This is a genomic window from Corynebacterium qintianiae (genome assembly GCF_011038645.2).
Lineage (GTDB): Bacteria > Actinomycetota > Actinomycetes > Mycobacteriales > Mycobacteriaceae > Corynebacterium > Corynebacterium qintianiae.
In genome coordinates, this window is the sequence record NZ_CP064955.1 from 1099587 (window position 1) to 1118340 (window position 18754).

The following is an 18754-nucleotide window of genomic DNA, read 5'->3' on the forward strand; positions in this document are numbered from 1 at the left end:
TTGGACCAGTTGTGTTTCCTATCGACCGCACCCTCTCCACGTCTCTCCCGAACCAGATCGCATCCGGCGTCCGGGGCCTCGTCGCCTCCGGGCGGTTGGCGGGTGGCGACAGGGTCCCCTCAACTCGCGAGCTCGCACGCCAGCTCGGTGTCTCCCGGGGCAGCGTCGTGTCCGCCTATGACCAGCTCATTTCCGAGGGCTTCCTTTTATCAACGCAAGGCGCAAACACGGTGGTGCACCCCGACCTCCCCCGCCGATCGTTGCCCCCGAGCTCGACCGCGGTGCGCTCGCCTGCACCACCCCGGTTACGCATCTCACTAAAACCTTCCTCGGGACATGCCGGCACGATTCGGCCCGCCGCGTGGCGACGAGCGTGGCGGGACGCAGCGCAGGAATCACCAGCGACGATCGACAAGGCAGGGCAACCCCAGCTGCGTACCGCGATCGCGCAACACCTCCGGCTCGCCCGCGGCCTGACCGTCGACCCTAACAATGTGCTCGTCACGGGCGGCTCTCGTGAGGGCCTCCTGCTCATCCTCATGTCGCTCGGACGCAACCTGCGTGTGGGCGTGGAGTCCCCCGGGCATCCGGGCCTCGGCGCCATCATCCCACTAGCGGGCCATACTCCCGTCACGTGCCGGACCGACGCGCAGGGCGTCATTGTCTCCTCGCTCCCACCCGATCTGGATGCTCTCCTCGTAACCCCTTCACACCTCTACCCCGTGGGCGGAACAATGCCGGCTGCGCGCCGTGCCGCGCTCCTCGAATGGGCCACTCGGAACCGCGTCGTGGTCATCGAGGACGACTTCAACAGCGAGCTGCGCTACCGGGTGTCCCCCCAGCCCACCATGGCGACGCTGGCCACCGAGGCCTGTGTGATCACCCTCGGTACATTTTCGACTTTGTTGAGCAGGCACCTCAGCGCAGGGTACGTCGTCGCGGACGTGGCTATGGCGGACTCCCTTCAAGTCACACGGGGGTTACTCGGCATGCCTGTTTCCCCGGTGACACAGCACGCGATCGCCCGTCTTCTCGAGGGCGGATTCGTTCGCCGTAATACGAAGTCAGTGCACAGCCGCCTGGCGCATCGTCGAGAGATCCTGAGTACTTCCGTACTGCCCGCGCTGCGTATTCTTGGCGCGGACATCATCGAGCGTGAGGAGTCCCTCGGTGTGGACATGGTTGTCAGGTTCTCCGAGAGGAGCGCACGAACCGATTTTGTGGCGACGCTGACTCGCCTGGGGGTGGAGTGCGGGGAAGTAGGTACGCAGTCAAGTGAAGGCCTACTGCTGAGTTTCGCGCACCTCGACGACGCGGATTTCGACCGGGCCGTCGAGATTCTGTCTTCCGTTGGCAAGAGCGCTACCGCCAATCCACAGAGTTGTACTCCTCGAGGGTAAAGGCATCGTCATCGCGTACAGGCAACCCCCGACTGTGGCTCACGTACCGGGATCCGTCCGGGAAGGTGAAATGGATGTCCCCGCAATCCTTCAAGATCTTGACGTAGCCGTCGCTGACGAGGCTGTGACAGGCAGAGCACAGAGGCAACAAGTTCTCGAGGTCGGTGAGTCCCCCGTCCGCCCATTCGTGGATGTGGTGCATTTCCATAAAGCGCGTATGCGAGCAACCGGGCATCGCACATTCTCCCCGCCACATCAGCATGAGGGCGTTGACTTGGGCGTCATTAGCCAGGCGGAAACTACGCCCGGTGTTGAGAACGAGGCCTTCCTCATCGACCCTGTTCACACGGTACGATGCGTTGCTGAGAAAGCACTCCACCGCGGCCGAAGGAGCTCCCGGGTTATTGGGCAGATACGCTCTTCCGTCCTTGGACATCACGATGTTCACATGGGCCCCCGGGGCACGCAAGGTGTTGCGCGGTCGACTCAACGCGATGTTGACCATGCCCATAAAGGCGCTGACCAGTGCTTCCCTGAGCGGCAGCCCAAATCCCGAACAACCGGCCGCCCTGCGTTTCCGCCTATCCAGCTCGGCACCGAGCCGCCCCGGGTGTATCTCGCCGTTGTCCCCGCCCAGGGAATCCCAGTCGACGTCTTGCCAGGCCAATTCACCGACTTTCATCGCAGCCATCACGCGCGCGCCTTCTGACGCGTTAAAGTCGGCCCACATACCGACACGGCCGTCGCGCCGGGCCTTCAATCTCACGTAGGTCTGCCGGGGTGGCTTCCCAGTCTCTTCCCGGTACATAAGCAGGGCTAGCTCGAGTTCGTGGTACGGCATCGTCACGGCTAGTTCCACGAGCTCCGCTTCGTTCCCCGGGGTCAGATGTGGTAGCAGGAGCCGGACCTTTGAATACGTTGTTTGTCCCGCCAGGAATGCTTCCGCGAGCAACTCGAAGGCCGCCATGGCACGGGCCACCTTGACGTATTCGTGCGCGGTTGAGTTTGAAAGTGAGAGGGCCCGCACCATCCACGCCGCTGTGGAGCGCGCACCGAACCGGGTGGCAAGGTTCCAGGCGTCAAAAAGCGAAATGGCCAGCAGAACTTCTGCTTACGGGTGAATGTCCCGAAACCGTCTTCGATAGCGGCGACGATATGTTTATCGGATTTGAGTTGATCATGCAGGTCTAAAACTTTTGTTGTCATGGTGCCCCCAACGGGATGGATCGTGTGTTCGTTAACTTCGATCCGAACCATAACAAGCAGGTACGACAAGTTCGGTGACCTGCGCAAACGTCGTGAAAAAGTCCGCAATGCGGACTTTCACTCCTCGGTCAGCACCTCCGCGGAAACAACGCGGCGGCCCTGGCGCCCGGTGATGCGGGCCCACTCGTCCGGGTTTGTGGTGTTCGGCAGGTCTTCGTTCTCATCCTGCTCGGCGCGCACGGCGGCGTGCAGGTGATCGGAGCTCACGCCGCTTGTCGACGCCCCCGCGATGTGGTCCTTGATAGCCATCTTCTTTGCCCGGTCAGCGATGTTTGCAATCATCGCGCCGGAGACGAAGTCGGAGTAGTGGAGCACTTCGGTGGAACCGTCGACAAGCTCGAGGCGCACGAACGGGCGGGGCTCGAATAAAGCGGCAACCGCGGCGCGGATAAGCGTGGCTACGGGTTCGGCATGCGGGACGGACTCGGTGAGGTGGCGTGCGAAGATGTCCGCGGCCTCCGCCCGGTTCGGGCGGGAGACACGGATCTTGATGTCGAGGCGACCGGGGCGCAGGATGGCGGGATCAATGAGTTCCTCGCGGTTCGTCGCGCCGATGACGATGACGTTGGCGATGTCCTCGACGCCGTCGATCTCGGTGAGCAGCTGCGGGACCACTGTTGTCTCCATATCGGAGGACACGCCCGAGCCGCGGGTGCGGAAGATGGACTCCATCTCGTCGAAGAATACGATGACGGGCCGGCCGTCCGAGGCGAGCTCGCGGGCGCGCTCGAAAATGAGACGGATGCGGCGCTCAGTCTCACCGACGAACTTGTTGAGGAGCTCAGGGCCTTTGACGTTGATGAAATGCGCCGAGCCGCCGTCGCCGATTCGGTTGGACAGCGAGTTGGCCACGGCTTTTGCGATGAGCGTCTTCCCGCAACCGGGCGGGCCGTACAAGAGCAGGCCTTTCGGCGGGGCGAGGTCGTAGGCGCGGTAGAGCTCGGGGTGGGCGAAAGGCAGCTCGACGGAGTCGCGGATCGTCTCGATCTGCGTGGCCAGGCCGCCAATGTCGGCGTAGGTCACGTCCGGGACTTCCTCGAGGGACAGCTGGTTGACCTCAGTCTTGGGCACGCGCTCGAAGGCGTAGCCGACGCGCGGATCGTATAGAAGGGTGTCACCGGAGCGCGCGGTAGCGAGCAGCGGCTGGGCGAGGTGGACAAGGGTTTCCGCACCCTGCTGGTCCGCGACGACCGCGCGGTCCGTACCAATTCGCTCGACCATCGTGCCCAGTTGACCGGCAGTGTCGAAGCCGCAGGCCTCGACGATGACGGTGCCGTCGCCGAGACGCACCAGCGCGCCGGGCACGAGCGAGCCAGGCGCGACGTTGGGCGATACCTTGACGCGCATCCGCCGGCCCGAGGTGAAAATCTCGGCCTCCAACCCCTTGCGCGAGCCGGAGAGGTAGACACCGTACGGATTGGCAGGCTCCTCGAGCGATTCGAGCTGCGCGTAAAGGTCGTTGAGCTTGTCCCGCGATGCCTTAAGTAACTCGGCGAGTTGCTTATTGCGCGAGCTCATCGCCTGGTTCTCGCGCTTGAGCTCACGGATCTCTGGGCCGAAAGCGCCGTCCTCTATAGCCATGGGTCTACCCTACCGCCGGGCTTTGCGCTGGGGACGCGGCGGCGTGACGCCGTCGGCAAGCCTGCGCGTCCACACCAGAAACGCGGTGTGCGCGTTCATCCGGTGCTCCGGGCGGGTGGCCAGCCCGTCGACTTTCCACTCGCGCAGCAGCGTCTCCCAAGCGCGCGGTTCCGTGAAGCATTTCGCCTCGCGGATTGTCTCCATGATGTTCATTAGCTGCGGTACGGTGGCCACGTACGTCATGAACACGCCGCCCGGGATGAGCAGGTCCTTGACAGTGTCGATGAACAGCCACGGCTCAACCATGTCGAGAATGATGCGGTCGACCGGCCCGCCGAGTTCGTCGCGAGTGATCGCACCGAAGTCACCGAGGCGCGGCTCCCACCACTGCGGCTCGGACCCAAAGTAATCCTTGACGTTATCGCGGGCGAAAGCGAAGTGGTCCTCCCTGATCTCGTAGGAAAACACCTTGCCCTCGGGCCCGACCGCGCGCAACAAGGACATGGACAACGCGCCGGAGCCCGCGCCCGCCTCAAGCACGCGCGCGCCCATGAAAATGTCGCCCTCGACCAGAATCTGGGCTGCATCCTTCGGGTAAATCACCGCGGCGCCGCGGGGCATGGACAGGACGTGGTCGACCAGCAGGTGGCGGAAGCAGAGGAAATCAGACCCGAGCGAGCTCTTGACCACGCTGCCCTCGTCGGCCCCGATAATGTCGTCGTGCGCGACAATGCCCTTGTGGGTGTGGAACTGCCCGCCTGCGACGAGTTCGACCGTAAAGTGCCGGCGCTTCGCGTCGGTGAGCTGGACTTTGTCGCCTGCCTGGAAGGGTCCGGAATACATGGGGCTAGTATGCCTCACCGCATGTTTCGGGTGTTAACGGGCGCTTCCTGTTGCAGGGCTGGCAAACAGCTGATAAAAACGGGAAGTGAGGCACACGCAACAGGAAAATTAATAACAGGTTGTTGGTCACACTGTGACGCGTCCGCCGCCACCGGGGGGATCGGCGGCGGACGGGTGCCTTGGGGTTAGTGTCCCGCCATGAACGCCGTCAGCGCTTCGACGAACCATTCCATATCCCGCACGCCGGCCTGCTCGCGTGCCGAGTGCATGGACAGAAGCGGGACGCCCACGTCCACCGTCGGAATGCCTAGCCTGGTGGAGGAAATCGGCCCGATTGTAGAACCGCACGGCACATCGTTGTGGCCGACGAAGGTCTGCACGGGAACGTTGGCTGCCCGGCACACCCGGACCCACTCGGCTTCTGTCACGGCATCGGACGCGTAGCGCTGGTTGGCGTTGATCTTGAGCACGGGGCCTCTGTTCAGCAGGGGGCGGTGGGTCGGGTCGTGCTTGCCCGGAAAGTTCGGGTGCACGGAGTGTGCGGCGTCAGCGGAAACAGCGATCGAGTTCGCGTAGAACTCCACCGGGTCTCCCACGGCTGTGGCGAGCCGGGCCAGCACCCGTTCCAACAGCGGCCCGCCCGCACCGGTGGCAGAGGCGGAGCCGACCTCCTCGTGGTTGAAAGAGGCGAGGACCAGGATGTCGCGCGCCTCATGCCGAGCACCCAACAGCGCCCGCAGTGACGCCCACACGCTCGTCAGGTTGTCTAGGCGCCCGGCCATGATCGACTCTCCAACGACCGCGGCGGGCTGAGCGTCGGTTGAGATGAGCTCGTGCGCCAACACATCGGCCGCATCGACGCCGGCGGCGCGTGCCACGATCGCCGAGAGTGGCGTATCCCCGCCGAGCACGGGCTGGGTGTGTACCTGCCGGTCGATCTCCGGTGCGCCACCGTTGCAAAGATGAATCGCGAGGTTGGGCACGCGGGCCACCGCGCCAGTGTCTACCAGCCTCTCGGAGCGGTCCGCGCAGATCACGCGGCCGGCGAAGCGAATGTCGCGGTCGAACCAGCTCGACAAAATTGGGCCGCCGTACACTTCGACAGCGACCTGCCGAAAGCCTTCGCGAAGGAAATCAGGGTCGGGCTTGACCATGAGGCCAGGCGAATCGGTGTGCGACCCGATGATGCGCACGCGCGGGTTCGGGTTCTCCGGCACCCACCAGGCCAGCACCGCTCCCCCGCAGACCATGACGTGGCCGCCGGGGGTGACATCGGAATCCGGGGCGAATCCGGCGTCGACAAGCTCGCTCGCGACATTCGCCGCGGCGTGGAAGGCGGAGGGGCTGGCATTGAGGAAGGAGAGGAATTGCATGGCCCCACTCTAAGATGTTTGGCACCATGACATCACGCCCCCTCGCACTCTCCCCATCCCGCGCGTCCGATTACAAGCAGTGCCCGTTGCTCTACCGGCTGCGCGCCATTGACCGCCTCCCGGAGCCAAAAACCGAGGCCCAGGTCAAGGGCACTCTGGTTCACGCTGTGCTGGAAGAGATGCACGGCTGGCCGCGTGAGCAGCGCACCTACCCGGCCGCGGTGAAGCGGATCGTACCTGCGTGGGAGAAACTGGTTGCGGAGGATCCGAGCGTCGAGGAACCTGTCGCGGACCGCACGCAACTGTTCGTCGATGCCCGCACGCTCATCCGCGGTTACTTCCACATGGAAAACCCCCTCGGTTTCGACTCAACCGAGCAGGAGATGTACGTTGACGGCGTTCTGCCCAACGGGGTGCCCGTGCGCGGGTTCATCGACCGCGTCGACGTCGCCCCGACCGGGGAGGTGCGCGTCGTCGACTATAAGACGGGGAAGAAACCCCAACCGCGCTACTCCGGTGACGCGCAGTTCCAAATGCGCTTCTACGCGCTGGTGTACTGGCGTTTCTTCGGCACGATTCCCGCCCAGCTTCGGTTGATGTACCTCAAAGTGATCGACTCGATGTTCCTCGCCCCCTCGCGCGAAGAACTGGAATACTTTGAGCGCGACCTCGGCGACCTATGGGCGAAAATCGAGGCGGACGGCCGCGGCGGCACCTTCCGCCCACGGACCTCCAAGCTATGTGGATGGTGCTCATTCCAAGCCATTTGTCCGGCGTTCGGGGGGACGCCTCCCGTCTACCCTGGTTGGCCGGGCGGCGCGCTTATCGACGACTCCCCCACGCACCCGGAGGACTAACCCCTGTCAGAACAGCCCCGAGATGACCCCGTCCGCGTCGATGTCGATGCCGTCGGCGGCGGGCTTCTTCGGCAGGCCCGGCATGGTCATTACGTCACCGGTCAGCGCGAGGATGAACCCCGCGCCGGTGCGGGGGATGAGCTTACGCACGTGCAAGGTGTGGCCCTCAGGAGCTCCAAGCACCGACGGCTCGTCGGAGAACGAGTACTGCGTCTTCGAGATGCACACCGGCAGGGTGTCGAAGCCGTTCTCCTTCAGCGTGGCCAAATCCCGCTGCGCGTTGACCGAATACTGCACGCTGCCTGCACGGTAGATTTCGCGGGCGATCGTCTCTATCGAGTGCTCGACGCCGGCAGCGGCGTCGTAAAGCGGCCTCGAGGTTGCCTCACTGAGGTTCGCCATGACCAGGTCAGCGAGCTCGGAAGCTCCGGCCCCGCCCTGCGCCCAGACGTCCGCCTCCGCCAGCGCGATGCCGCGCTCGGTTGCCCAACCACGGAGGAAGGCGCGCTCCGCCTCGGTGTCGCTGGCGAACAGGTTCACTGCAACGACAGGGGTGACGCCGAACTTAGTCACGTTGTCCACATGGCGCTCCAAGTTGACCACACCGCGCCTGAGTGCCTCGACATTCTCCTTGCTGGTCTCCTCTTTGGACACGCCGCCGTTGTATTTCAACGAACGGATGGTGGCCACGACAACAGCGCCGGCAATATCCAGGCTGCCGTAACGGGCCTTGATGTCGAAGAACTTCTCTGCCCCGAGATCGGAGCCGAAGCCGGCCTCGGTGAGGACGACGTCGGCGAACTTCTGCGCGGTTCGGGTGGCGATGATGGTGTTGCAACCGTGGGCGATATTGGCGAAGGGGCCGCCGTGGATGAAGGCGGGGGTCCCGCCGAGTGTCTGCACGAGGTTGGGGTTGATCGCGTCTTTCAGCAGGGCGGCCATCGCCCCCTGGGCGCCCAGGTCGCCCGCTGTGACCGGCCTCTTGTCGTAGGACAGGCCGACGGTGATTCGCGCCAGCCGTTCCTTCAAGTCGGCGAGGTCCGTGGCCAGGCCGAGGATCGCCATAATCTCGGAGGCGGCGGTGATGGTGAACCCGCTCTGCGCGGGAACTCCATTGGCGGGCCCGCCGAGCCCCGTGACAACGCTCCGCAAGGAGCGGTCGTTGACATCGAGGCAGCGCTGCCAGGTAATGCGCCTGGGGTCGATCCCGAGCGCGTTGCCCTGATGAATGTGGTTGTCCACCAGGGCCGCGAGCGTGTTGTTGGCGGATGTGATGGCGTGGAAGTCGCCAGTGAAGTGGAGGTTGATATCCTCCATCGGCACGACTTGGGAGTAGCCGCCGCCGGCGGCACCGCCCTTGATGCCCATGACGGGCCCGAGGGAGGGCTCGCGCAGCGCCACCAACGCCTTGGTCCCCTGCGCGGTGAGCGCGTCCGCCAAGCCAATCAGCACTGTGGATTTGCCCTCGCCGGCCGGTGTCGGAGAAACACCGGTAACGAGGACGACTTTGCCTTTCGCTTCGAGGCCCGGCAGAGCGGTGGAGTCAACCTTGGCCATGTACCTGCCGTACGGGATCAGGGCGTCCTGCGGGACGCCCACCCGGGCGGCGATGTCGGCGATGGGTTCGAGCTTGTGGGCCTGTGCGATGGCGACATCGGTGTTCATGACACCTAGAGTACAAGCGCTCCGATGCCGTAACCGAGGAGCACGGAGACCGTGATGCAGATGACACCCGGAATGATGAACGGGTGGTCGAAGACGTACTTGCCAATCCTTGTCGAACCGGTGTCGTCCATCTCCACAGCGGCAAGAACCGTCGGGTAGGTCGGTAGCACGAACAGAGCGGAGACCGCGGGGAAGGCGGCGATGGCCGTGAGCGGGCTGACACCGATGGCGAGGGCCGCAGGGATGAGGGCCTTCGTGGTCGCGGCCTGCGAGTACAGCAGCGAAGCCGCGAAGAAGAGCACGACCGCCAGCAGCCACGGCTGGGCTTGCAGCACGTTACCCGAGATCGCCTGGATGTCCTCGATGTAGTGGTTGATGAAGGTGGTGCCGAGCCAAGCGACGCCGAGCACGCAGACCGACGCCGACATGCCGGAGCGGAACACCTGGGTGTTGAGAACCTCCGCCGCGCGGTTCCGAGTCACCAACAGGATGACTGCGGCGGCGGCCAGCATGATGGCCATGATGGCCTCATTGCGCGGGACGGTGGGTTCGGCAATCAGCCCCACCTGATCGGAGATGAGGGTGGCGTAGACGATCACGATTGCGATGGCGGCAATGAAGATCCACACCGAGGCCCGCGCGCCTTTCGGCGCGGTGTAGGCCGACTGCGGCTCCGGCATGCTCACTAGGCCAGCCTCGCGGCGTTCTTGGTACAGGGGGTCGTCGGCAAGCTCTTTGCCCAGACGGTTCGCAACCCAGGCCGTCGGGAAGATGGCGAGGAAGGTCGCGGGGATCATGATCGCGAGGAGCTGGAGATAACCCACGCCGAGGGGCTCCATGATCGACGCCATGAAGACGACGGCCGCGGAGATCGGCGAGGCAACGATGGCCATCTGCGACGCGATGACCGCCACTGACAGCGGGCGGGAAGGGCGGACGTCACCCTCCTTAGCTACCTCCACAATGACGGGCAGCGTGGAAAACGCGGTGTGGCCGGTACCGGCAAGGGTGGTCATGAGCCACGTCACAATTGGAGCGTAGAGGGTGATGCGCTTGGGGTTGCGGCGCAGGAATCGCTCAGCGACGTGGACGAGGTAGTCCATGCCGCCCGCGAGCTGCATCGCGGAAATCGCGGCAATGACGCACATGATGATGCCGATGACGTCGAACGGGATGTCGTCGGCGGTGACGTTCATGCCGGTGAGACCAAGCAAAAGGACTCCAAGGCCGCCGGCGAAGCCGATGGCGATGGAGCCCATGCGGGCGCCGAGAATGATGGCGCCGAAAAGGATGATGAGCTGGATGACTAGTAGCATCTCGGGGTGTCCTTATGGCTGGAACTGATAACAGTTATCAGTATTCACCCATGAAACCCCGGGGGCAACTCGAGGCTAAGCTTCCTCGTCGTCCAGGTAAAGCTTGCCTTGGAACTCCGGATGCATGAGATTCTCCTTGCTCAAAGCCCTGTCGAGATCCTCCTCCGTGAGCAGGCCCTTCTCCAAAACGAGCTCGCGCACGCCACGGCCGGTGCGGGCGGCTTCCTTGCCCACCAAATCGCCGTTGTGGTGGCCGATCAGCGGGTTGAGGTAGGTGATGATACCGATGGAGTTGTTGACGTACGCCTCGCACACCTCACGGTTCGCGGTGATCCCGTCGACGCACTTCTCGCGTAGCGAGTCTGCGGCGTTGCCCAGCAGCTTCACGGAACCGAACAGACACTGCGCAATGACCGGCTCCATCACGTTGAGCTGCAGCTGGCCGGCTTCTGCGGCCATGGACACGGTGACATCGTTGCCGAAGACCTTGAAGCAAACCTGGTTGACCACCTCTGGAATGACCGGGTTGACCTTGGCAGGCATGATCGAGGAGCCGGCCTGGCGCTCCGGGAGGTTGATCTCGTTGAGGCCGGCACGTGGGCCGGAGGAGAGCAGACGGAGGTCGTTGCAGATCTTGGACAGCTTCATCGCGGCGCGCTTGATGGCGGAATGCATCATGACGTAGCCGCCGGTATCCGATGTCGCCTCGATGAGGTCCGGGGAGGCCTGAATGTCCAGACCCGTTACTTCGCGCAGGGCCGCGACCGCCTGGTCGCGGTACCCACTGGGGGTGTTGATGCCGGTGCCGATAGCGGTGGCACCGAGGTTGATCTCCAGCAACGCGTTTGCGGCGGTGGAGATGGTGCGCTGCTCCTCCGCCAGGTTTGAACCAAAGGCGATGAACTCCTGCCCCAGTGTCATCGGGACGGCGTCCTGCAGCTGGGTGCGACCCATCTTGATGATGTCATTGAACTCATCGCCCTTGGCACGGAACGCTTTCTGCAACTCGTCCAGCTGCACGAGCAAACGCTGCACGGAGTAGTAAAGTCCGAGACGGAAGCCGGTGGGGTACGCATCGTTGGTGGACTGAGACATGTTGACGTCATCGTTGGGGTTGATGATGTCGTAGGAGCCCTTCTCCTCACCGAGATGCTCCAAGGCGAGGTTGGCGATGACCTCGTTGACATTCATGTTCACCGAGGTGCCAGCGCCGCCCTGGTAGATGTCGATCGGGAATTGATCGAGGCAGCGTCCGCCCACGATGATCTCGTCGCAGGCCCACATGATTGCATCAGCTTTCGCCTTCGGCAGCACGTGGAGACGGCGGTTCGCCATTGCGGCCGCCTTCTTCACCTGGGCCATGCCGCGGATGAAATCGGGGATGTCGTTAATTTTGGTCCCGGAGATCTGGAAGTTGTCCACGGCCCTCAAGGTGTGGACGCCGTAGTAGACGTCCGAGGGCACTTCCAACGTTCCGAGCAGGTCTTCTTCAATGCGAGTAGCCATGTTCACCAGCATACCCGTGACCGGCGTCCTTAGAGTCGGGCGATCCTGAGCTCGGTGGCGAGGATTCCTTCGGCGCCGACAACGGCTAACTCGTCCATGGTCTGGTTCGCCTTCTTGCGCGGAACCATAGCGCGGACCGCGACCCAACCGTCGCGCGACAGCGGTGACACGGTGGGGCCGGTAATGCCCGGTGTAATGGAAGTTGCGCGCTCGAGATTCTCTCTGGAGATGTTGTAATCAACCATGAGGTAGTTCTGCGCGTTAAGGATGCCCCGGATGCGCTTGAGCAGCACGTCCTGCTCGGGGCAACCCTCATGTCCGCGGCGGCGGATGACCACGGCCTCGCTGGTGACCATCGGCTCCCCGAACGGAGCGAGGCCCTGTTGCCGCAGCGTTGCCCCCGTGGACACAACGTCGGCGATCGCATCAGCGACGCCGAGCTTGATCGAAATTTCCACGGCCCCGTCGAGACGCGTCACCTCACCCGGGGTGATGCCGCGATCGGCGAGGTAGTCGGTGACTAAGTGGGGATACGACGTGGCGACGCGTTTGCCTTCAAGGTCCTGGATTGTCCATGGCTCCCCCGCGGGGGCGGCGAAGCGGAACGTCGAAGATCCGAATCCCAACGCCATCACCTCTTCGACATTCGCGCGGGAGTCTGCGGCGAGATCCCGGCCGGTGATCCCGAGGTCGAGGTGGCCTTGGGCGACGTAGATGGCGATGTCCTTGGGGCGCAGGAAATAGAACTCGACTCCATTCGCCTCGTCGAGAACGTTCAGCGATTTGTTGATGCCGCGGCCCTTGTACCCGGCCTCTTTCAACACCTCTACCGCTTTCTCAGACAGCGACCCCTTGTTGGGTACTGCGACTTTGATCATGGCAGATCAGCTCCTTCGGGGTGCCTAGAGGTACTTGTAGACGTCGGCGGGCGTGAGGCCGCGCTTGAGCATCATCACCTGGGTCCAGTAGATGAGCTGGCTCATCTCCTCCGCCAGCTCCTCATCGGACTGGTATTCGGCCGCGATCCACACCTCGCCGGCCTCCTCGATGATCTTTTTGCCGATGTAATGCTCCCCGCTGTCCAGCGCCTTGACGGTCCCGGAGCCGGCGGGCTTGGACTCGGCTTTCTCGGCGAGCTCGGCAAAAAGTTCCTCGAAGTTTTTCACGGAGACTTACTCTATCGCACTCTCCCGCTTTAGGTCCGCAATATCCGCGTACCACTGCATAACATGCGCATGGGTGGCGCCGAGGAAGTTAGCCGGGTCGAACGCGACAACGCCCTCGGGCACTGTCTCCGAGAGACCGAGGACTGCGCACCCAGCCGCCGCGGCGGCGCTCATTCCCGCCCATGAGTCCTCGAACACGAGGCAATTCGACGGTCTTTCCCCCACCCTGCGAGCCGCCTCGACGTACATGTCGGGCGCCGGTTTTGCGCGTTCGACTTCGTCGCCGGTGATCGAGTCAACAAAGAACCCCCGTCCGACGGCGTCGATGCAGGCGTCGGCAAGCACGCGCTCGGTGTTGGTGGTGACGAGCATCGGGATCCCAGCCTCATGCAGGGAGGCGAGCAGGCCGCGGACACCGGGATTCGGCTCTAGAGTGCCGGACATGAGATCGGCCATGCGCGCGTACATCCACGCCTTGTGGTGGTCGTAGTCCCCCTCGGCGAGCGCCACACCCGCGTGGGTGGCGGCGATACCGAGTGTGTTGGCGAAGCTGCCGCCGACGGTACGCTCGCGCAGCTGCGGCGTCAGACGCCTGCCCAGGTTCTCCGAGAGTTCGTAGGTGGCAATCCCCCACAGCGGCTCGGTGTCGACGAGGGTGCCGTCCATGTCCCAGAAAATAGCCTTTGGCAGCACGTTACTCCAGCTCTGGCAGCTCGTTGAGGGCCTCGTCGTCGGCACCCGTCGCGGCGGAGGCGCGGAACACCAGGGACTCCAAGTCCGCCTTCTCCTCCGGCTCCAGCACCGCGCCGGCATGCGCGGCGTTGAAGTCCTCGAGCGCGGAGTAGAACGGGGCGACCACCTTTTTCAACTCCTCGCCGTCCGGGTCGTCACCAAGCAGTTCGAGCGCGTCGAGAAAGCCCTCGATCTTTTGCTTCAGCTCGGGCAAAACCGCGGCGTCGAAGGGCTCGTCCCACAGCTCCTTGTCCTCGTCGCGCAAGTAGGAGCCGGTGGCGAAGGTGTGGAGGTCGGAGATGAACTCGTCGACGTCGGATTGGAACTGCTCGCGAATTGTCATGCGTTCATTGTGGACGAAAACCGCTACACCCGCACGCCAAGCAAACCGTCAAGGGCACCGGCGATCATTCCGTCGTGGTCGCCCGCAACCTCGTCAACTACCCGCAGCGCCGCTGGGGTGTCGAGGTCGTCCGCAAGAGCTGCGCGAAGCTTATCGACGACCCGCTCAGCGTCAGCGGACGAAACCTCCCGTGCCAGGTTCACGCGCCAACGCGCCAGGCGCTGCTCGGCCCCGCGGAGAATCGCCTCGGAGAATTCACGGTCGGTGCGGTAATGGTCGGTGAACACGGCGAGGCGGATCGCCGACGGCTCGTGGCCTTGCTCGGTGAGCTTGTGCACGAACACGAGGTTGCCCAGCGACTTGGACATCTTCACCCCGTCGAGTGCGATCATGCCGGCGTGGACGTAGTGCCCCGCCATGCGCGGTTCGCTGTATGCGGCCTCGGCGTGCGCCGCGGAGAACTCGTGGTGCGGAAAAGCGAGATCAGAGCCGCCGCCCTGGATGGAAAACCGGGCGCCGAGGCGGTTTGTGGCGATCGCGGAGCACTCGATGTGCCACCCCGGCCGGCCGGGGCCGAAGGGGGAATCCCAGGCGGGCTCGCCCGCGCGGTGGCCGCGCCACACGAGGGCGTCGAGCGGGTCGCGCTTGCCCACGCGGTCGGGGTCGCCCCCGCGCTCGGCGAAGAACATCTCCATGTCCGCGCGGGAATAGTTCGACGCGTAGCCGAACTGCTCCGTCGCGGCGATGGAGGCGTAGATGTCGCCGTGGTCGAGGCGGTAGGCGGCGTCGGCGTCGAGAAGCTTTTGCACCATCTCGACGACTTCGCCGACCGACTCAATCGCACCGATGTAGTCGCGCGGCGGAATAACGCCGAGGATCTCCATGTCGGAACGGAACAGGTTGATCTGCTGCTGACCCAGCTCGCGCCAGTCCACGCCGTCGCGCGCCGCCCGCTCGAAGAGGGGGTCGTCCACGTCGGTGATGTTCTGCACGTAATGGACCTTGTGGCCGTTCGCGAGCAGCTGGCGCTGCACCAGGTCGAACGTGAGATACGTCGCCGCGTGACCCAGGTGGGTCGAGTCATACGGGGTGATGCCGCAGACGTACATTCCCACCTCACCGTCTGCGTTAGGGGTTGTGTCTACCGGCTTGACGGCCTGGTCTGCGGTGTCGTAGAGGTTCAGATTGACGGGTGTCCCGGCAACCTGGGGAACCTCGGGGGTGGGCCAAGAATGCATGGTGACTACCCTACAGCCACCCCTACAGCGGGTTCATGACCCCGGCGGCGAGCAGGATCATGACGATGATGCCCAGCGGGATGCGGTAAGCGGCGAACCATGAGAACGAGTGGTGGGACACGAACTTCAACAGCCACGCGATGGAAACATAACCGAGCGCAAAGGCGACGCCGCTACCGACTAGCAATTGCATGCCGGTCGCCGCCTGGCCCGACTGAGGAGCGAACGCGTCGGGCAGCGAGAACAAACCGGAGGCGAGCACGGCGGGGATGGCGAGGAGGAAGCTGAAGCGGGTAGCCACTTCGCGGTCCAAGTTGAGGAAGAGGCCGCCGGATATCGTGCCTCCCGAACGCGACACCCCGGGGATCAGCGCGAGGCACTGCCACAAGCCCATGATGATGGCGTCTTTCATGGTCAGATCCCCAAAACCGCGGTTCTTTGTACCCCGTCGCTCGGCGAGGATAAAGACGAGGGAGAACAAGATGAGCACGGTGGCGGTAATCCAGAGGTTGCGGAAATTCTCGCGAATCAAGTCCTTGAGCAGTACACCGAGCAAGGCGACAGGGACGGTCCCGACGATGACCATCCATCCCATGCGGTAGTCGAAACCGCGCTTTTCCTTGTTGAACAGGCCAGCAAACCAACCGGTGAGGATCTGCCAGATCTCCTTCGCGAAGAACACAAGCACCGCCAACTCGGTGCCAAGCTGGATCACTGCCGTGAAGCTTGCGCCGGCGTCTTCACCCCAGAAGAGCTCAGAGACGATGCGGAGGTGCCCGGACGAGGAAACCGGCAAAAATTCGGTCAGCCCCTGCACCACGGACAGGACAATCACCTGGAGCCAGCTCATCGGCTCCGTCACGTCAGTTGCGGTGTTCATGCTGAGATACGCTACCCCCGCGGCGCACGGTTGAGCGCACCGCGGCGGTGGGAGAAGGCCTGTGAGTTCTACAGAGCCCGGTTGCTAGTGTTGGTCGGTGTGATGCGCGTAAAATTGTTTGCCCTCGTTGGAGCCGCCGCTGCGGTATTGACGCTCTCCGGGTGCCAGGGGCCCAGCGGCCGAGACGAGCTCGCCGGGCCGGGACGCGAACAGGCCGCGATCATGGGCAACGCCGAGCCGCAGGCGTCCCCCGCCTCGACCGACCCGGCGGGCACGGTGCACGAGCACGCGCCCGTCGACGACCTTGACGCCACCGGCGGCCTCGTCGCGGTGAGGTCCGGGGGCACCCTCAGCATCGGGACGCTTGAGGACGTCGTTTCGGGCAAAGCTACCGAGTACGCGCTGGGCCAGGAGTGCGGGGACACCACCGCGCGCGACGGGCGGTTCGTCACCGCCTGCGGCCGCGAGATCCGGATGTTCGGATCTGCTGGGGAGGAGAAGTTCAGCACACAGGCCCAGGCAACCGCCGCGGCGCTGACCGCAGACGGTGACGTGATTGCGGGATCCGAGGACGACCGCGAGGTGCGCGTCTACCGCGGTGGCGAGGAGATTGACAGCTTCAACGTCGCCCGGGAGACCGACCAGCTGCTCACTGTGCCCCGAGCGGAACAACCTGACACGGCTGTGCGCATCAACCACTTCGACACCACGATCCAGGATCTGGACCTCGACAACGGCCGGCAGGGCGGAACTTTGCGCGTCGGGCTCGGCGTCGGCGGGGTCTCGACCGGCGGCGACGGACTCGTCCTCGCGGCGGACAACACGGGTTCTCAACTTCTCGTCTACACCGCCACCGACATCATCCGGTTGCAGCAGTCGGCTCCCGTCGCGGAGAGCCCGTGGGCCGTCGCGTGGGACAACGACGCTTCCCTCGCCTGGGTCACCTCCACGGCAGGCAACACGGTGTCCGGCTACGACATCTCCCAGGGTGTGCCCCTGGAGAGGGTGAGCCTGCGTACCGTCGCCGACGCTCTCAACATGGCCGCGCTTGACGACGGCACCCTGATCATCGCCTCAGCTTCCGGCGACGGGCTGCAGGTCATCTCCCCCGACGAAAAGAACGCCCCCGAAGGAGACCGCTAACCCATGAGTGTTCCCACCACCGCGTACAACGCCGTTTACGGCGCAGCCTTGAAAGCGATGTTCCGCCTCCCCGCCGAGAGGATCCACGGGATCATGGGCGGGGTCCTTCGAGCCCTGCACACCGCTACCCCGATCAACCGCGCGTTGGAACGGTTCGTTCGAGTCCATGAACCGGTGCTGGAACAGACGCTGTTCGGCGTGACGTTCCCGGCCCCGCTGGGGCTCGCGGCGGGGTTCGACAAGAACGCGAAGTGCGTCGACGCCTGGGCGGCCCTCGGCTTCGGATACGCCGAGTTGGGCACGGTCACTCCTAAGCCGCAGCCCGGCAACCCCGCGCCGCGCTTGTTCCGCCTCCCACAGGACAGGGCCATCCTCAACCGCATGGGGTTCAACAACGACGGTGCGCTGGCTGCTTCCATGAACCTGAGTTCCCGGAACTCCGACGACATCATCGGCATTAACATCGGGAAGAACAAGACGTCCGAGGATGCGGTGGCTGACTACCGGGCTGGTGCTTCCGCCCTTGGGCCGCTCGCCGACTACCTCGTGGTCAACGTGTCGTCCCCTAATACCCCGGGGCTCCGCGACCTGCAGGCCGTGGCGGAACTGCGCCCCATTCTCAGCGTGGTCAAGGAGGCGACGACGACTCCCGTGCTGGTGAAGATCGCGCCCGACCTCAGCGACGACGACATCGACGCGGTGGCGGACCTGGCGGTGGAGCTCGGCCTCGACGGCATTGTGGCCACCAACACCACAATCTCACGCGAGGGGCTGGCCACCGACGCCTCCGAGGTTGAGGCGATGGGAGCTGGCGGCATCTCCGGCGCCCCGCTCAACGAGCGCTCGCTTCAGGTGCTGCGCAGGCTGCACGAACGCGTCGGCGGGGAGCTCGTACTGGTCAGCGTTGGCGGCATATCGACCCCGGAGCAGGCCTGGGAGCGCGTCGCCGCGGGAGCGAGCCTGCTCCAGGGCTACACGCCCCTCATTTACGGCGGCCCTGGCTGGATCCGCGGCATTCACAAGGGCATCGCGGCGCAAGTAAAGGCCCACGGCCTGAACTCCATTTCAGATGCTGTGGGCAGCGGGCTTAAGTGGCGTTCAGACGCAAAATAAGCGCGCACAGGATGGCCGCGCCCGCCCACAGCAGCAACCAGTAGGTCTGAGTGAGGAACAGCACCGTCGACGGCACGAGCACGCCGACGACCACGAGCGCGACAGCCACCGCGAGGGCGAGGACCTGGGTGCGCGAACGGCTCTGCTCGCGCACGAACGTGGCGTTGGCGCCGAAGATGAGCGCCGCCGCGAGGATGCTCAGCACCTGCGGGGTGAGCTCGAATACGCCCTGCCCGCGAAAGAATGCCACTGCCGCGTAAATCACCAGCACAAGGGCGAGGGCGATAAAGGCCCCGCCCACCCGGAGTTGAATCGGAATCATCTGGAAGAGG

18 protein-coding genes are annotated in these 18754 nt (G+C 64.3%); 4 read left to right on the forward strand and 14 right to left on the reverse strand.

Annotated features, from left to right (window positions below):
- Positions 1-11 precede the first annotated feature (11 nt).
- A complete protein-coding gene (gene pdxR / locus G7Y29_RS05425; protein WP_165004154.1) occupies positions 12-1400 on the forward strand; it encodes a MocR-like pyridoxine biosynthesis transcription factor PdxR in 1389 nt (462 codons plus the stop codon).
- Here pdxR and G7Y29_RS05430 read toward each other — a convergent pair.
- From G7Y29_RS05430 to G7Y29_RS05445, 4 genes are all read right to left on the reverse strand, one after another.
- The gene (locus G7Y29_RS05430) at positions 1363-2367 is read right to left on the reverse strand and encodes an HNH endonuclease signature motif containing protein (protein WP_249399826.1); all 1005 of its coding nucleotides are present in this window, start codon (positions 2365-2367) and stop codon (positions 1363-1365) included. The two genes, pdxR and G7Y29_RS05430, sit on opposite strands and share 38 nt — an antisense overlap.
- Before the next feature lie 356 nt (positions 2368-2723).
- Positions 2724-4247, reverse strand: a complete 1524-nt coding sequence (gene arc, locus G7Y29_RS05435; RefSeq protein ID WP_165004149.1) for a proteasome ATPase — start codon at positions 4245-4247, stop codon at positions 2724-2726.
- Positions 4248-4256: 9 nt separating this feature from the next.
- The gene (locus G7Y29_RS05440; protein WP_165004146.1) at positions 4257-5090 is read right to left on the reverse strand and encodes a tRNA (adenine-N1)-methyltransferase; all 834 of its coding nucleotides are present in this window, start codon (positions 5088-5090) and stop codon (positions 4257-4259) included.
- A 185-nt stretch (positions 5091-5275) separates the two neighbouring features.
- Positions 5276-6463, reverse strand: a complete 1188-nt coding sequence (locus G7Y29_RS05445) for a M18 family aminopeptidase (protein ID WP_165004143.1) — start codon at positions 6461-6463, stop codon at positions 5276-5278.
- A gap of 26 nt (positions 6464-6489) precedes the next feature.
- Here G7Y29_RS05445 and G7Y29_RS05450 point away from each other — a divergent pair, with 26 nt between their 5' ends.
- Positions 6490-7320 carry a RecB family exonuclease gene (locus G7Y29_RS05450; protein WP_165004140.1) on the forward strand — a complete coding sequence of 277 codons (831 nt, stop codon included), beginning with the start codon at positions 6490-6492 and terminating at the stop codon, positions 7318-7320.
- A gap of 6 nt (positions 7321-7326) precedes the next feature.
- On the opposite strand, the gene G7Y29_RS05455 is transcribed toward G7Y29_RS05450, so the two are convergent.
- The 9 genes from G7Y29_RS05455 to G7Y29_RS05495 all read right to left on the reverse strand — a co-directional run bounded on the left by G7Y29_RS05455 (position 7327) and on the right by G7Y29_RS05495 (position 16166).
- Positions 7327-8985 (reverse strand): formate--tetrahydrofolate ligase, encoded by a 1659-nt coding sequence (locus G7Y29_RS05455; protein ID WP_165004137.1) that lies wholly within the window; start codon positions 8983-8985, stop codon positions 7327-7329.
- A gap of 5 nt (positions 8986-8990) precedes the next feature.
- Complete coding sequence (locus G7Y29_RS05460; protein ID WP_165004133.1) at positions 8991-10301, reverse strand: anaerobic C4-dicarboxylate transporter; 1311 nt, start codon at positions 10299-10301, stop codon at positions 8991-8993.
- A gap of 75 nt (positions 10302-10376) precedes the next feature.
- The gene (gene aspA / locus G7Y29_RS05465) at positions 10377-11807 is read right to left on the reverse strand and encodes an aspartate ammonia-lyase (RefSeq protein WP_165004130.1); all 1431 of its coding nucleotides are present in this window, start codon (positions 11805-11807) and stop codon (positions 10377-10379) included.
- A gap of 29 nt (positions 11808-11836) precedes the next feature.
- Positions 11837-12685: an ATP phosphoribosyltransferase gene (gene hisG, locus G7Y29_RS05470; protein ID WP_165004127.1), complete on the reverse strand. Its 849-nt coding sequence runs from the start codon at positions 12683-12685 to the stop codon at positions 11837-11839.
- Between the two features lie 24 nt (positions 12686-12709).
- Positions 12710-12973 (reverse strand): phosphoribosyl-ATP diphosphatase, encoded by a 264-nt coding sequence (locus G7Y29_RS05475; RefSeq protein ID WP_165004124.1) that lies wholly within the window; start codon positions 12971-12973, stop codon positions 12710-12712.
- 6 nt (positions 12974-12979) lie between these two features.
- Positions 12980-13663 carry an HAD family hydrolase gene (locus G7Y29_RS05480; protein WP_165004293.1) on the reverse strand — a complete coding sequence of 228 codons (684 nt, stop codon included), beginning with the start codon at positions 13661-13663 and terminating at the stop codon, positions 12980-12982.
- 4 nt (positions 13664-13667) lie between these two features.
- The gene (locus G7Y29_RS05485) at positions 13668-14048 is read right to left on the reverse strand and encodes a hypothetical protein (protein ID WP_165004122.1); all 381 of its coding nucleotides are present in this window, start codon (positions 14046-14048) and stop codon (positions 13668-13670) included.
- A 23-nt stretch (positions 14049-14071) separates the two neighbouring features.
- Entirely contained in the window at positions 14072-15286 is a 1215-nt protein-coding gene (gene mshC / locus G7Y29_RS05490; RefSeq protein WP_165004120.1) for a cysteine--1-D-myo-inosityl 2-amino-2-deoxy-alpha-D-glucopyranoside ligase, read from the reverse strand.
- 22 nt (positions 15287-15308) lie between these two features.
- Positions 15309-16166 (reverse strand): undecaprenyl-diphosphate phosphatase, encoded by an 858-nt coding sequence (locus tag G7Y29_RS05495; protein WP_235933565.1) that lies wholly within the window; start codon positions 16164-16166, stop codon positions 15309-15311.
- A gap of 102 nt (positions 16167-16268) precedes the next feature.
- On the opposite strand from G7Y29_RS05495, the gene G7Y29_RS05500 reads away from it, so the two are divergent.
- The gene (locus G7Y29_RS05500) at positions 16269-17309 is read left to right on the forward strand and encodes a YncE family protein (protein ID WP_165004118.1); all 1041 of its coding nucleotides are present in this window, start codon (positions 16269-16271) and stop codon (positions 17307-17309) included.
- A 3-nt stretch (positions 17310-17312) separates the two neighbouring features.
- A complete protein-coding gene (locus G7Y29_RS05505) occupies positions 17313-18422 on the forward strand; it encodes a quinone-dependent dihydroorotate dehydrogenase (RefSeq protein WP_165004115.1) in 1110 nt (369 codons plus the stop codon).
- Here the strand turns inward: G7Y29_RS05505 and G7Y29_RS05510 are convergent.
- On the reverse strand, positions 18397-18744 hold the full coding sequence (locus tag G7Y29_RS05510) for a hypothetical protein (protein WP_165004112.1): 348 nt from the start codon (positions 18742-18744) through the stop codon (positions 18397-18399). The two genes, G7Y29_RS05505 and G7Y29_RS05510, sit on opposite strands and share 26 nt — an antisense overlap.
- Positions 18745-18754 lie beyond the last annotated feature (10 nt).